The sequence below is a fragment of the Pseudomonas quebecensis genome (assembly GCF_026410085.1).
Classification (GTDB): domain Bacteria; phylum Pseudomonadota; class Gammaproteobacteria; order Pseudomonadales; family Pseudomonadaceae; genus Aquipseudomonas; species Aquipseudomonas quebecensis.
Window position 1 is genome coordinate 4366314 of the sequence record NZ_CP112866.1, and the last position, 13213, is coordinate 4379526.

Sequence of the window (13213 nt, forward strand, 5' to 3'; positions counted from 1 at the left end):
GCATTTCAAGTCAGTGTTCTGTGCCAGTGGCGCTTTTTCAAACACCACTTCAGGCCCGGCGACAAACTCCCAGAACGGCTCGAAATCCTGGAGCGCCGCGCGATCCACTGTGGGAGGGGGCTTGCCCCCGATAGCGGTGGATCGCTCGTCTGATAAATGACTGTCACACCGTCATCGGGGGCAAGCCCCCTCCCACATTGGAATTGCATTTCAAGTCAGTGTTCTGTGCCGGTGGCGCTTATTCGAACACCACTTCAGGCCCGGCGACAAACTCCCGGAACGGCTCGAAATCCTGGAACGCCGCGCAATCCACTGTGGGAGGGGGCTTGCCCCCGATAGCGGTGGATCGCTCGTCTGATAAATGACTGTCACACCGTCATCGGGGGCAAGCCCCCTCCCACATTGGGATTGCATTTCAAGTCAGTGTTCTGTGCCGGTGGCGCTTTTTCGAACACCACTTCAGGCCCGGCGACAAACTCCCCGGAACGGCTCGAAATCCTGGAACGCCGCGCGATCCACTGTGGGAGGGGGCTTGCCCCCGATAGCGGTGGATCGCTCGTCTGATAAATGACTGTCACACCGTCATCGGGGGCAAGCCCCCTCCCACATTGGGATTGCATTTCAAGTCAGTGTTCTGTGCCGGTGGCGCTTTTTCGAACACCACTTCAGGCCCGGCGACAAACTCCCGGAACGGCTCGAAATCCTGGAGCGCCGCGCGATCCACTGTGGGAGGGGGCTTGCCCCCGATAGCGGTGGATCGCTCGTCTGATAAACGACTGTCACACCGTCATCGGGGGCAAGCCCCCTCCCACATTGGGATTGCATTTCAAGTCAGTGTTCTGTGCCGGTGGCGCTTTTTCGAACACCACTTCAGGCCCGGCGACAAACTCCCGGAGCGGCTCGAAATCCTGGAACGCCGCGCGATCCACTGTGGGAGGGGGCTTGCCCCCGATAGCGGTGGATCGCTCGTCTGATAAATGACTGTCACACCGTCATCGGGGGCAAGCCCCCTCCCACATTGGGATTGCATTTCAAGTCAGTGTTCTGTGCCGGTGGCGCTTTTTCGAACACCACTTCAGGCCCGGCGACAAACTCCCAGAACGGCTCGAAATCCTGGAACGCTGCGCAATCCACTGTGGGAGGGGGCTTGCCCCCGATAGCGGTGGATCGCTCGTCTGATAAACGACTGTCACACCGTCATCGGGGGCAAGCCCCCTCTCACATTGGAATTGCATTTCAAGTCAGGTGGGTTGCAACTTCTGTTCGAATACCGAGACTCCATCCAAGTCGCGCAGGATCACCGTCAACTCCCCCGTCTGGCCATCGATATTCACCTCGCCAAAAAACTGAAACCCTGCAAACGGCGAGGTGTTCTGCGCCGGTGGCGCTTTTTCGAACACCACTTCAGGCCCAAACGTTTTATCCAGCGGATTGGGCCCGAAGCTGCCGGCGTTCAACGGCCCGGCGACGAACTCCCAGAACGGTTCAAAATCCTGGAACGCGGCGCGATCGGGATGGTAGTGGTGCGCGGCGCAGTAGTGCACATCGGCTGTCAGCCACACATGGTTACGCACCTGCTGTGCGCGCAGAAAACCCAGTAACTCAGCGATTTCCAGCTCGCGCCCCTGGGCCGGGCCTGGATCATTGTTGGCAATGGCCTCCCAGCGCGGCACGCCGGGGCTGACTTCGCCGTCGGGCACGCCCAGGCCGATAGGCATGTCGGCGGCGATGACTTTCCATTGCGCCGTTGAACCCTTGAGTTCGCCCTTGAGCCAGTCCAATTGTTCACGACCGAGAAACGGTTTGGCCGCCCCCAGGTTGTCATCATTCGGGCCACGGTAGCTGCGCATGTCGAGCACAAATACATCCAGCAGCGGGCCATAACTGAGCTTGCGATAGATGCGCCCGCCGCCGTCGGCGCTTTGGCGGCGCATCGGCGAATACTCCAGCCAGGCCTGGCGTGCACGGCCTACGAGCGTGTTGATATCGCGGGTCTGGTAGCGCTCGTCCAACTGCTTGCTCGACGACCAGTTGTTGATTACCTCGTGGTCGTCCCACTGCCAGATCTGCGGCACCTCGGCGTTGAAACGGCGCACGTTTTCATCCATGAGGTTGTAGCGATAGTTGCCGCGGTATTCGTCCAGGGTTTCGGCGACTTTGCTCTTGGCTTGGGTGGTGATATTGCGCCAGATGCGCCCGCTTTCGGTCGCCAGTTGTGCCGGCACCGGGCCGTCGGCGTAGATGGTGTCGCCGCTGTGGATAAAGAAGTCCGGCAGACGCAGGCGCATGGCTTCGTAGATGCGCATGCCGCCGATATCCGGGTTGATGCCGAAGCCCTGGCCGACGGTGTCGCCGCTCCACACGAAGCGAATATCGCGGCGCTGTTGCGGCACGCTGCGCAGATGGCCGAACCACGGTTCGCTGGCAACGCCGCTCTGGGCGTCTTCGAAGTGCACACGGTAGAAAATCGCCTGGTCGGCGGGCAACCCGGTGAGTTCGACGCGGGCGGTGAAGTCCGTGCGGCTGTCGGCCAGCGGCGAGACGAAACGGCGCGGGTTGCTGAACACACTGCGGGTGTCCCATTCCACCACCATCCGCGCCGGGCGGTCGCTGCGGCTCCAGATCATCGCGCGGTCGCCCAGCAGATCGCCGGACTGCACGCCATCGGTGAGTTGCGGCCGGTCCTTGACCGACGCAATCACCGCCGGCGCCAGGCCCGGCAGTAACAGACCGGCGCCGACGGCTTGCATCACGCGGCGACGGCCCAGATCGAAGTGGCTCATGCAGGTGCCCTCTTGAGTCTCAAAAGAGGCACTTAACCATACGGGAATGAAGCGGATATGACACTCACCCTGCGCTGAGCCGAGATCCAAATGTGGAGGGGCTTGCCCCCTTCCACATGTTCAGGCCCTGCCGGACCGTGTCAGGCGTTGGCCGGCGCGACGCTCAGCTCCACCACTTCCGCCCGCTTGATCAGCGCATACACCACCCCGGTCAGCAGGCTGCCCGCAACGATCGCCAGCAGATACAGCAACGCATGGTTGATCGCATTCGGGATCACCAGCACAAACAAACCACCGTGGGGCGCAGCCAGTACGCAGCCGAAGTACATCGACAGCGCGCCGGTCAACGCACCGCCGGCGATGCTCGCCGGGATCACGCGCAGCGGGTCCTTGGCGGCGAAAGGGATCGCACCTTCGGAGATAAAGCACATACCGAGGATCATCGCGGCCTTGCCGGCTTCGCGTTCGGTCTGGGCGAATTTGCGCCGCGCCAGCAGCGTGGCGATGCCCATGCCGATGGGCGGCACCATGCCGGCGGCCATGGTCGCGGCCATCGGCGCGCCGCTATGGGCGGCCAGCAGGCCGACCGAAAATGCATACGCAGCCTTGTTGATCGGCCCCCCCAGGTCCACGCACATCATGCCGCCCAGCAGAATGCCCAGCAGCACGGCATTGGTGGTGCCCATGGTGCTGAGGAACTCAGTCAGGCCGCTGAGCATGCGCGCCACCGGCGGGCCCACCAGGTAGATCATCGCCAGGCCGGTGAACAGGCTCGCCAGCAACGGGATGATCAGAATCGGCTTGAGGGCTTCCATGCTCTGCGGCAGGCGCACCACGCGCGTGACCCCTTTGACGCAGTAACCGGCCAGGAAACCGGCAAAAATGCCGCCGATAAAGCCCGCGCCCAAAGTACCGGCGAGCAGGCCGCCAATCATGCCCGGCGCGATCCCCGGACGGTCGGCAATCGAATAGGCGATATAACCGGCCAGCAGCGGCACCATCAAGGTAAACGCGCTGTTGCCGACGGTTTTCAACGCCGCCGCCAGGGTGCCTTCCTGTTCGAACGCATGGATGCCGAACGCAAACGACAGGGCGATCAGCAAGCCGCCCGCCACCACCATCGGCAACATGAACGACACACCAGTAAGCAGGTGCTTATAGACCCCGGTTTTTTCCGGCTTGGCTACCGCTGCACCGGCCGCGCTCTCCACCGTGCCTTCGGCCAGGGCTTTGTTCAGGGTCGCTTCCGATTGTTTGAGGGCAATACCGGTGCCGCAACGGTAAATCTTCTTGCCGGCAAAGCGTTCGGTGGCCACTTCGATATCCGCCGCCAGCAGCACTACGTCGGCCTTGGCAATGGCTTCGGCGCTCAGCGGCGTACGCGCGCCCACCGAGCCCTGGGTCTCGACCTGCAAATCGTAACCCAGGCGCTTGGCCGTCTGCTGCAAGGCTTCGGCGGCCATAAAGGTATGGGCCACGCCGGTCGGGCACGCGGTGATGGCGACGATGCGCGGGGCGTTTTTCGCCGCCACGGGTGCCTGGCTGGCGACATACACCTGGGCCTCTTCAGCGCCGCGACGCAACACCGCCTCCACATCCGCCAACGCCTGGGCCGGTGTGCTCTGGAACACGCGCTTGCCGACGAAGCGCTGCATATCCACCGGCGTGCTGCTGACCAGCAACACCCACTCGGCGGCGGCCAGGGTCGCTTCGGATAACGCACGCTCGGGGTGTTGCACATCCACTACTTCGACACTGGTGCTCCAGCCCTGGCGTTGCGCGGCGGCGTCCAGCAAGCGGGCGCACAGCACACTGGTGACCATGCCGTTGGGGCAGGCAGTAACAATGGCTAACTTCATGACTAACCCTCTTATTGTTCTGTGAGCGGGCGTACATCGACGCCGCTTTGCAGATGCGCCAACTGCGCGTCATCGCTGATGCCGAAACCGATCTGCGTCACGGCCATCGCGGCAATCGCCGTGGCGCGACGCAGGGTCTGCTCGGGCGCCTCGTCACTGAGCAGACCGTGCAACATGCCGGCCAGCAACGAGTCGCCGGCGCCCACGGTGCTGGCCACGCTGACCTTGGGTGGCGTGGCATGCAGCGCCACCGTCGGGCTGAACCAGTTCACACCGTCGGCGCCATGGGACACCACTACATGCTCCACGCCCTGAGCGTGCAGGCGCTGCGCGGCCTGGCGTTGCTGTTCGAGGGAGCCAGTCGAGCAGTCGAGGGCATCGGCCAGTTCTTCGGTGTTCGGTTTGACCAACCACGGTCCGGCGCGCAGGCCGGCACGCAGCGCCTCGCCGCTGGTGTCCAGGGCGACTTTCAAACCGAGGCCCTTCAACTGCACCAACACATCGTGCAACCACTGCGCACTGACGCCACGCGGCAAGCTGCCGGCGACCACCACCGCATCGTGAACGGGAGCGATCAGAGTGAGCTGGTTGAGTAAGGCCTGTTGCGCCTGCTCGCTCACCAGCGGCCCCGGTGCATTGATGTCGGTGACGCGACCGTCCTGCTCGGCGATCTTGATATTGCTGCGGGTTTCCCCCGGCACGCGGATAAACGCGTCGGCAAAACCACGACGGGCGATCAGCGCTTCAAAGGCCTGCGGGTTATCCGCACCGAGAAAACCGCCCACGGTCAGCTGATGCCCCAGGTCGGCCAGTACCTGCGCCACATTCACGCCCTTGCCGGCAGCGTGGGTCAGCAGGGTTTCGCTGCGGTTGACTTCACCCGGTTCCAGGCGGGCCAGGCGCACCGTGAGATCCAACGCCGGGTTCAGCGTCAGGGTCAGAATCCTTGCCATTTACACCGCCTCCACGAGGGCTCGCACATCGGCGGGGGAACCTGCCGCCAGTGCTTGTTGTGCCAGGCGCTGGGCCTGGCTCAGACTGAATTCGCGCACACGCGCCTTCACTTCGGGAATGCTGCGCGCCGACACGCTCAGCTCGTCCACCCCCAGGCCCACCAGCACCGGCACCGCCAACGGGTCCGCCGCCAGTTCGCCGCACACGCCAACCCATTTGCCATGGGCATGGGCGGCGCGCACGGTGATATCGATCAATTGCAACACCGCCGGGTGCAAGCCATCGGCCTGGGCCGACAAGGTCGGGTGGCCACGGTCGATGGCCAGGGTGTATTGGGTCAGGTCGTTGGTGCCGACACTGAAAAAGTCCACTTCCTTGGCCAGCACCGGCGCCAGCAAGGCCGCCGACGGCACTTCGATCATGATCCCCAGTTGCAGGTCGGCCACCGGGATTTCCAGGCGCAGGCGCTCGGTCATATCACGGGCGGCGCGCCACTCGTCGACGCTGCCGACCATGGGAAACATGATGCGCAGCGGGCGGTTGTCCGCCGAGCGCAACAGCGCGCGCAATTGCGCTTCCATGATCTGCGGGCGCTGCAAGGTCAGGCGGATGCCGCGCACACCCAGGAAAGGGTTTTCTTCCTCGGCAATCGGCCAGTAAGGCAAGGGCTTGTCGCCGCCCACATCAAGGGTGCGCACCACCAGTGGGCGTCCGCCGAGGCCGTCGAGCACGCGGCGGTATTCGGCCTCCTGGGTGGCTTCATCCGGGGCTTGCGGATGGGCCATGAAAATCAGCTCGGTGCGCAACAGGCCGATGCCTTCGGCGCCCTGCTCCACCGCAGCAGCAACGCCGGCGCTCTCGCCGATGTTGGCGAACACTTCCACCGCATGCCCGTCACGGGTCAGCGCCGGTTCGTGGCGCTGGGCCGAGGCCGCCTGCAAGCGTTGTTCACGGGTATCGCGCTCGACGGTGGCGCGTTGCAGGGTGGCTGTGTCGGGGTCCACATGCAGGCGCCCGCGCTGGCCATCCAGCAGCAGCGGCGTACCGGCGGCAAGCAGCAGCACCGCCGAGCCGGCGCCGACCAGCGCGGGGATGCCGAGCGCGCGGGCGACGATGGCGCTGTGGGCCGTGGCGCCGCCGCGAGCGGTGAGGATACCGGCGACGCGGGCCGGGTCCAGGCGCGCCACGTCGGAGGGGCCGACCTCGTCCATTACCAGGATGTAAGGTTCGTTCGGTTCCTGCGCGGTTTCGACGCCGCACAGTTGCGCCAGCACTCGGCGGCCGACATCGCGCAGGTCGGCGGCACGCTCGGCGAGCAGCGCATCCTGCAACGATTCCTGCTGTTTGGCGGCGGCCTCAATTACGCTCATCCACGCGGCTTCGGCGCTTTCGCCTTGCTTGAGGCGCGTGTCGACTTCGTCGGTGAGTTCCGGGTCGTCGAGCATTTCCTGGTGGGTGATGAAAATCTCGCGGATCGCCTTGGACGGGCTGCGCTCGATCAGGCCGTGGATATCACCACGCACGTCGGCAAGGGCGGCCTGCAGACGCTGACGCTCAATCGCGCACGACTCGCCGCGCAACGGGTAGTCGAACACCTGCTGGGCCTGGACATGGGCCGGGCCGATAGCAATTCCCGGCGCAGCGGCGATCGCCTGGAGCTGGCTGCCTGACGCTGGCGCGCTGATCACCGGTTCTATGTCCACGGTTGCGGGTTGCGCGCTGACGGTCGGCAGCGGCTCGATCGCCTCACCGAGCCCCTCTTCTACCGCCGCCAACAGTGCCGGCAACGCATCACCAGCAATGCCGGGTTCGGCGACAAACTCCAACACCTGACCGCGGCGAGCGCCGAGGCTGAGCAGCTTGCTCAGGCTCTTGACCGACACCGCGGTGGCCGGGCCGTCGATGACGCGCACGCGGATATCGCCGTCAAAACTTTTGGCCAACTGCGCGAGGATCTTCGCCGGCCGCGCATGCAGGCCGTGGGCGTTGGCCAGGGTGATGCGCGCGCTCGGCCAGTCCGCCGGCAGTTCGCCGCCCAGTACTTCAAGCACCGCGCGACTGCTGGTGGCGCGGCCCAGTTCCTGGCCACGGCCTTCGATCAGCAGCGCACACAAACGCTCAAGCAGGGCCTGGTGCGCTTCGCCCAGGCTGGCCAGGCAAAACAGGCCGTTGAGCGGCTGGCCAAGGTAACGCATGGGTTTGTCCGGGGTGACGAACGCCAGGCCCGGACGTTTGACGGTTTGCTCGCTGTGCAGCCACCACAGGCCATCGCCCAATGGCAGTGCATCGACCTGTTGCAATACGGCGGCGAAGCCGTTGCTGACGCAATCGGCCTGGCGCAGCAGGCGTGCCCCTCTCCAGACCAGCTCTTCGAAATCATCGGCGGACACGCCCAGGCTGATCATCTGCGCATCCAGCGCCAGCTCCTGCGGTGCACCCTGCAGCAATTTCAGCAGAGCTTGCGCGGAGGCGGCGCGACGCAGCGCCTCACCCAGGTCGGTCTCGCCGAGGGCGCGGGTGAGCAGTTGCAGCAGGCGCAGGTGTTCGTCGGACTGGGCGGCGATGCCGATGGCCAGGTACACGACCTGGCCGTCGCCCCAGTCGACCCCTTCGGGGAACTGCAGCAGGCGCACGCCGGTAGAGAACACCTGATCGCGGGTTTCGGGGGTGCCGTGGGGGATCGCAATACCTTGGCCGAGAAACGTCGAGCCCTGGGCTTCACGGGCTTGCAGGCCGCTTAAATAGCCTTCGGCGACCAGGCCGTCGGCCACCAGTGTGTCAGCGAGCAGGTGCAAGGCAGCAGATTTATCCACAGCCACCTGGCCCATGGATATCTGCTCTACAGTGAGCTCAAGCATGCCGTTCTCCTAGTGAGTGCGCTGGGCGCACTAGGTATTGTTTTGAATAAAACAGTGTAGGGGTGTTTGAAAATCACTGACTGAGCGGTCAGTTGGCAGGAGCCGCTCGGTCGCGAACGTCGTAAAAATACGCTGGCTGAAACGTTTAATCTAGAATTTAAGGCAGATTACGCGTTAATTGTGCATCCTTGAAGGACCACTCGGCGATTGAGCTGGGACATTGGTCGTGCGCCGGAATCGGTTACGATTGGACAAAATGTCGGGGCGAGCTCCAAAAAACAAGGAAATCCCGGTTTGAAACTCAGTGATATCGCACGTCTGGCCGGTGTGTCCGTGACCACCGCCAGTTATGTCATCAACGGCAAAGCCGCCCAGCAACGCATCAGCCACGCGACCGTCGAGCGGGTGCGAGCGGTCGTCGACGCCCACGGCTTTACGCCGAACCCCCAGGCCGCCGGGCTACGCAGCCGGCACACGCGCACGCTGGGCTTTATTCTGCCTGACCTGGAAAACCCCAGTTACGCACGCATCGCCAAATTGCTGGAGCAAGGCGCGCGTGCGCGGGGCTATCAGCTGCTGATCGCCAGCTCCGACGACGACCCCGACAGCGAGCGCCAATTACTGCAGTTGTTCCGCGCCCGACGTTGCGATGCGTTATTCGTGGCCAGTTGCCTGCCCACCAGCGATGACAGTTACCGTGAATTGCAAGCCAAGGGCCTGCCGGTGATCGCGATTGACCGGGTGATGGAGTCGACGCAGTTCTGCTCGGTGGTCAGCGACGACCGTCAGGCCTGCCATCAGTTAACCAGCAGCCTGCTGCAACCGCTGCCCAAGCAAATCGTACTGATCGGCGCACGCCCCGAGCTGAGCATCAGCCAGGAGCGCGCCGCCGGTTTTCAGCAAGCCCTGCAGGGTTTTACCGGTGAGATGCTCATCGAGCACGGTGAAGCGTTCAGTCGCGACTGTGGTCGACAATTGATGGAGCAATTGCTACAGCGGCTGGGCCACTTGCCTGACGCGCTGGTGACCACGTCCTATGTCCTGCTGCAAGGCGTGTTCGATGCACTGCACGACTATCCGCTCAAATCGCGCCCCCTGCGCCTGGGCACGTTCGGCGACACTCAACTGCTGGACTTCCTGCCGCTGCCGGTCAACGCCATGGCCCAGCAGCATCAGTTGATCGCCGACACCGCGCTGCGCCTGGCCTTGGCCGCCATCGAAGAAGAGCAGTACCAACCGGGCGTGCACGCCATCGGCCGCACCTTCAAGCAGCGTATTCACGAGGCGTGAACGTGACGCTGATCGACACCCACACCCACCTGGACTTCCCGGAGTTCGACAGCGACCGCCGGGAAGTCCTCGCCCATAGCCGCGAGCTGGGCGTACAGCGCATGGTGGTGCTGGGGGTGTATCGGCAGAATTGGCAGCGCCTGTGGGACTTGGTGCAAACCGATGACGGCCTGTTCGCTGCGTTCGGCCTTCACCCGGTGTATCTGGACGATCACCGCCCCGCCGACCTGTCCGAACTGGGCGACTGGCTGACTCGCCTGCGCGGCCATCGGCAGCTGTGTGCGGTGGGCGAGATCGGCCTGGATTATTTCCTCGAAGACCTGGACCGCGAGCGTCAGCAACACCTGTTCGAGGCGCAACTGCGGCTGGCCGTGGATTTTCAGCTGCCCGCCCTGCTGCACGTGCGTCGCAGCCATGCGGCGGCGATTGCCACCCTCAAGCGCCTACGCGTGCCACGTGGCGGCATCATCCATGCGTTTGCCGGCAGCCGTGAGGAAGCCCGCGAATACATCAAGCTCGGTTTCAAACTGGGCCTGGGCGGTGCCGCGACCTGGCCCCAGGCGCTGCGTATGCACAAGGTGCTGGCGCACCTGCCGCTGGACGCGGTGGTGCTGGAAACCGACTCGCCCGACATGCCGCCCGCCATGTATCCCGGCCAGCGCAACAGCCCCGAGCACCTGCCGGACATCTGCCGCGCCCTGGCCGAACGCATGGGCCTCAGCCCGCTAGCGCTGGCTGAGGCGAGCACCCGCAATGCGCGCGAGCTGTTCAATTGGTAGCGCGGGGCTGACAACGTGCAGGTCCAGGGTCATGCGCTGGCGGTGACGCGCATAGCGCAGTACCAGGCAATGCAGCAGCACCACCATCAGTGAAATGTTGAACTGCCCGATCACGCTGATCAGCCCAAGCCACTCAGCCACCAGCGCCACGATCAGCACCATGCAGGTTAATGCCACCATGCTCGGCCGCACCAGCGCCCAACGGTCAAGCGCCTTGAAATGACGCAACTGCACAGGGCAGTTCAACTGCAGGATTCGCTGGCAATACGGGCAATCGAACGGCTCCTCGATGGCGATGGCATTCAACTGCCAAGGCTTGAGTTCAAACGTGATGTCGCAATGGGCGCAATGCCCTTTGATGCCGAGTGCAGCGGTCATCGTGGTGCCTCCTCGGTTCCCGGTTTGAGTGAAATAAATTTTCACTCATTTACGTGAACAGAAAAGGCGCTCGCGAAAATTCAGACCCGCACCACAGCTCTAAACGGCTAGTCCTACACCTGCGCCCTACACGCGAAACGCGCCGATCAATTGCTTCAACTCGACTACCTGCAGCGATAACTGTCGACTGGCCGCCGCCGTCTGTTGTGCGCCGTCGGCGGCATGCTCGCCGGCACGATTGATTTCGACGATGTTCTGGTCGATATCGTGGGCCACGGCGGTCTGCTGCTCCACGGCAGCGGCGATCTGCTGGTTCTGGTCCACGATCAGGCCGACGGCGCCGAGAATATTGTCCAGGGCTTGCTGGACCTTTTCCGATTGCCCGACCGTGCCATTGGCCATTTCATGGCTGCTGCCCATGGCCGTGACGGCCGCCTCCACGCCTTGGTGCAGGCGGCTGATCATCTGCTCGATCTCTTCGGTGGACTGCTGTGTGCGGCGCGCCAGGGTGCGCACTTCGTCGGCCACCACCGCGAAACCACGGCCCTGCTCACCAGCGCGCGCCGCCTCGATCGCCGCGTTGAGCGCCAGCAGGTTGGTTTGCTCGGCGATGCTTTTGATCACATCCAATACGCGACTGATGGCCTGGCTGTCGCTGGCCAATTGATGGATGGCCCGCACCGATTGGTCGATCTCCGTCGCGAGGCACGCAATGCTGCTCTGCTGGGAGTGCACCAGGCCCCGGCCGTTGACGGTTTCCTCGTTGACACGCTGGGCGCTGCCCACCGCGGCGGCGGCGTTGCGCGCCACTTCCTGGGCCGTTGAAGACATCTGGTTCATCGCTGTCGCGACCTGTTCGATCTGCGTGCGCTGGCCACGGACCGCCTGGTTGCTGGAGTCGGAGACTACTTCCACTTGGCCGGCCTGCCGCTCGACCTGGCTGACGGTGTGGCCGACACGCTCGATCAAGTCATGGATTTTTGCCACGGTGCCGTTGAATACCTGGCCGAGTTCGCCCAGCTCATCGCGGCTGCGCGCCACAAAGGTGACAGTCATGTCGCCGGCCGCCACGTCGTCCATCATCTGGCCCAAGTGCCGCAACGTGGTGCGCGTCGAGGCGTAGAAACCGGCGTACAAGTAAAAGATCAGCAAAAACACCGCCGTCAGCGCCGACACCAGCACCACCATATGCAGGCGCTTCTGCGCCAGGCGCTGCTGCAACTGCTGATCGAGAAATCCCAGGGTGGCCTCATCGAGTTCATAGGTTTTGGCCATCAGTTGGCTGACATCGTCATAAAAACCCTGCCAGGACGCGTCGAGCGTTTCAGCCATGACCACCCGTTCTTCGAACAACTCGCTGCCCTGCTTGAGGCTGGCATTGCTGGCCTTGGCCAGGCCGTCGAGCGCCGTGTGCGCGGCACTGCTGGAGCCCAGTGCATCCTGCAGTTTCAAGGCGTACTCGGCGTGGAGTTTTTCCAGCTGCTGCAGCAGTTCATCAAAGCGAGTGCTGGATGATGAGTTGAGAAAACCTTGCCCCAGGGAAAAGGTGCCCATCGCGCGCCCCTCCCCCAGCGTCTGGCTTACCAGCGGCGTGACGCTGGTGATCAAGTCGCTGAGTTGGCGCAAATCGCTTTGGGGATCGCGGCTCAGCCCGGCTTGACTGGCGATGATCTGGCCGAGCATCTGCGCTTTGTTCAGCAGTTTGCCGATCAGCGCGCTTTTACTCAGTAGCGAGGTTTCCTGTTGCTGGGCCTTGAAGGCATCGAGCAATTCAGCGCGCTTGGCTGCAAACACCGCGACGTGCTCCGGGTCGACGCTTATGGGCGCCAGGCCCTGCAAACGGCTCAGCACGCTCTGTTCCAGGGCGCTGATCGTGCTTTCAAGATCCCCAACCTTGGCGGACTGGCCGAGCGTGGCATTGATCTGCACCTGGTTGTTGAGGGTTTCCAGGTCGCGGCGCAGGGCCAGGCTGCTGCCGAGTACATCCAGGCTTTGCAGTTCGACGCGAGTGCCCTGGAATTCGCGCCAGGCGTCACGCACCAGGAACGCGTTGGTCGCCAGCATCGGCAACAGGAACAACACGCTGATCAGGCTGAACTTCATACCGAAACTCAGGCGATTCATCAGCGCGACGGCGGGATAGAGCAAGCTCTTCACAGGTGAACTCCCTTTTCTTTTATTTTTATTAAGGGCGCAGGAGCGCGGCAGAAGGCCACTAGTGGCGCTCTGTCTATATAGCTCAATTCAACAGGGAGTTTTGTAACTTAAGGTTAACAACCCGTGGGAGCCGGCGCGCTCCCACGGTATGGCGT

Annotated in this window: 8 protein-coding genes and 2 pseudogenes; 2 read left to right on the forward strand and 8 right to left on the reverse strand. The window is 63.5% G+C overall.

Annotated features, from left to right (window positions below; translation table 11 throughout):
- Positions 1 to 12: 12 nt before the first annotated feature.
- The 5 genes and pseudogenes from OSC50_RS26280 to ptsP all read right to left on the reverse strand — a co-directional run.
- A pseudogene (locus OSC50_RS26280) lies at positions 13 to 105 on the reverse strand (hypothetical protein); the annotation flags it as partial.
- A gap of 1136 nt (positions 106 to 1241) precedes the next feature.
- Positions 1242 to 2783, reverse strand: coding sequence for an alkaline phosphatase D family protein (locus tag OSC50_RS20305; protein ID WP_181079655.1), 1542 nt, complete (start codon positions 2781 to 2783; stop codon positions 1242 to 1244).
- Positions 2784 to 2923: 140 nt separating this feature from the next.
- The gene (locus OSC50_RS20310; RefSeq protein ID WP_266245963.1) at positions 2924 to 4642 is read right to left on the reverse strand and encodes a PTS fructose-like transporter subunit IIB; all 1719 of its coding nucleotides are present in this window, start codon (positions 4640 to 4642) and stop codon (positions 2924 to 2926) included.
- 11 nt (positions 4643 to 4653) lie between these two features.
- Positions 4654 to 5595: a 1-phosphofructokinase gene (pfkB, locus tag OSC50_RS20315; protein ID WP_266245962.1), complete on the reverse strand. Its 942-nt coding sequence runs from the start codon at positions 5593 to 5595 to the stop codon at positions 4654 to 4656.
- Complete coding sequence (gene ptsP / locus OSC50_RS20320; protein WP_266245961.1) at positions 5596 to 8454, reverse strand: phosphoenolpyruvate--protein phosphotransferase; 2859 nt, start codon at positions 8452 to 8454, stop codon at positions 5596 to 5598.
- 294 nt (positions 8455 to 8748) lie between these two features.
- Here ptsP and cra point away from each other — a divergent pair, with 294 nt between their 5' ends.
- Together cra and OSC50_RS20330 are read left to right on the forward strand one after the other, a co-directional pair.
- Entirely contained in the window at positions 8749 to 9744 is a 996-nt protein-coding gene (gene cra / locus OSC50_RS20325) for a catabolite repressor/activator (protein ID WP_253510437.1), read from the forward strand.
- Positions 9745 to 9746: 2 nt separating this feature from the next.
- The gene (locus OSC50_RS20330; RefSeq protein ID WP_266245960.1) at positions 9747 to 10523 is read left to right on the forward strand and encodes a TatD family hydrolase; all 777 of its coding nucleotides are present in this window, start codon (positions 9747 to 9749) and stop codon (positions 10521 to 10523) included.
- Here the strand turns inward: OSC50_RS20330 and OSC50_RS20335 are convergent.
- The 3 genes and pseudogenes from OSC50_RS20335 to OSC50_RS26290 all read right to left on the reverse strand — a co-directional run.
- Positions 10470 to 10901: a hypothetical protein gene (locus tag OSC50_RS20335; protein WP_181079649.1), complete on the reverse strand. Its 432-nt coding sequence runs from the start codon at positions 10899 to 10901 to the stop codon at positions 10470 to 10472. The genes OSC50_RS20330 and OSC50_RS20335 overlap by 54 nt on opposite strands.
- 126 nt (positions 10902 to 11027) lie before the next feature.
- On the reverse strand, positions 11028 to 11741 hold the full coding sequence (locus OSC50_RS26285) for a methyl-accepting chemotaxis protein (protein ID WP_414704491.1): 714 nt from the start codon (positions 11739 to 11741) through the stop codon (positions 11028 to 11030).
- A gap of 144 nt (positions 11742 to 11885) precedes the next feature.
- Positions 11886 to 13025 (reverse strand): annotated as a pseudogene (locus OSC50_RS26290) (HAMP domain-containing protein); the annotation flags it as partial.
- Positions 13026 to 13213 lie beyond the last annotated feature (188 nt).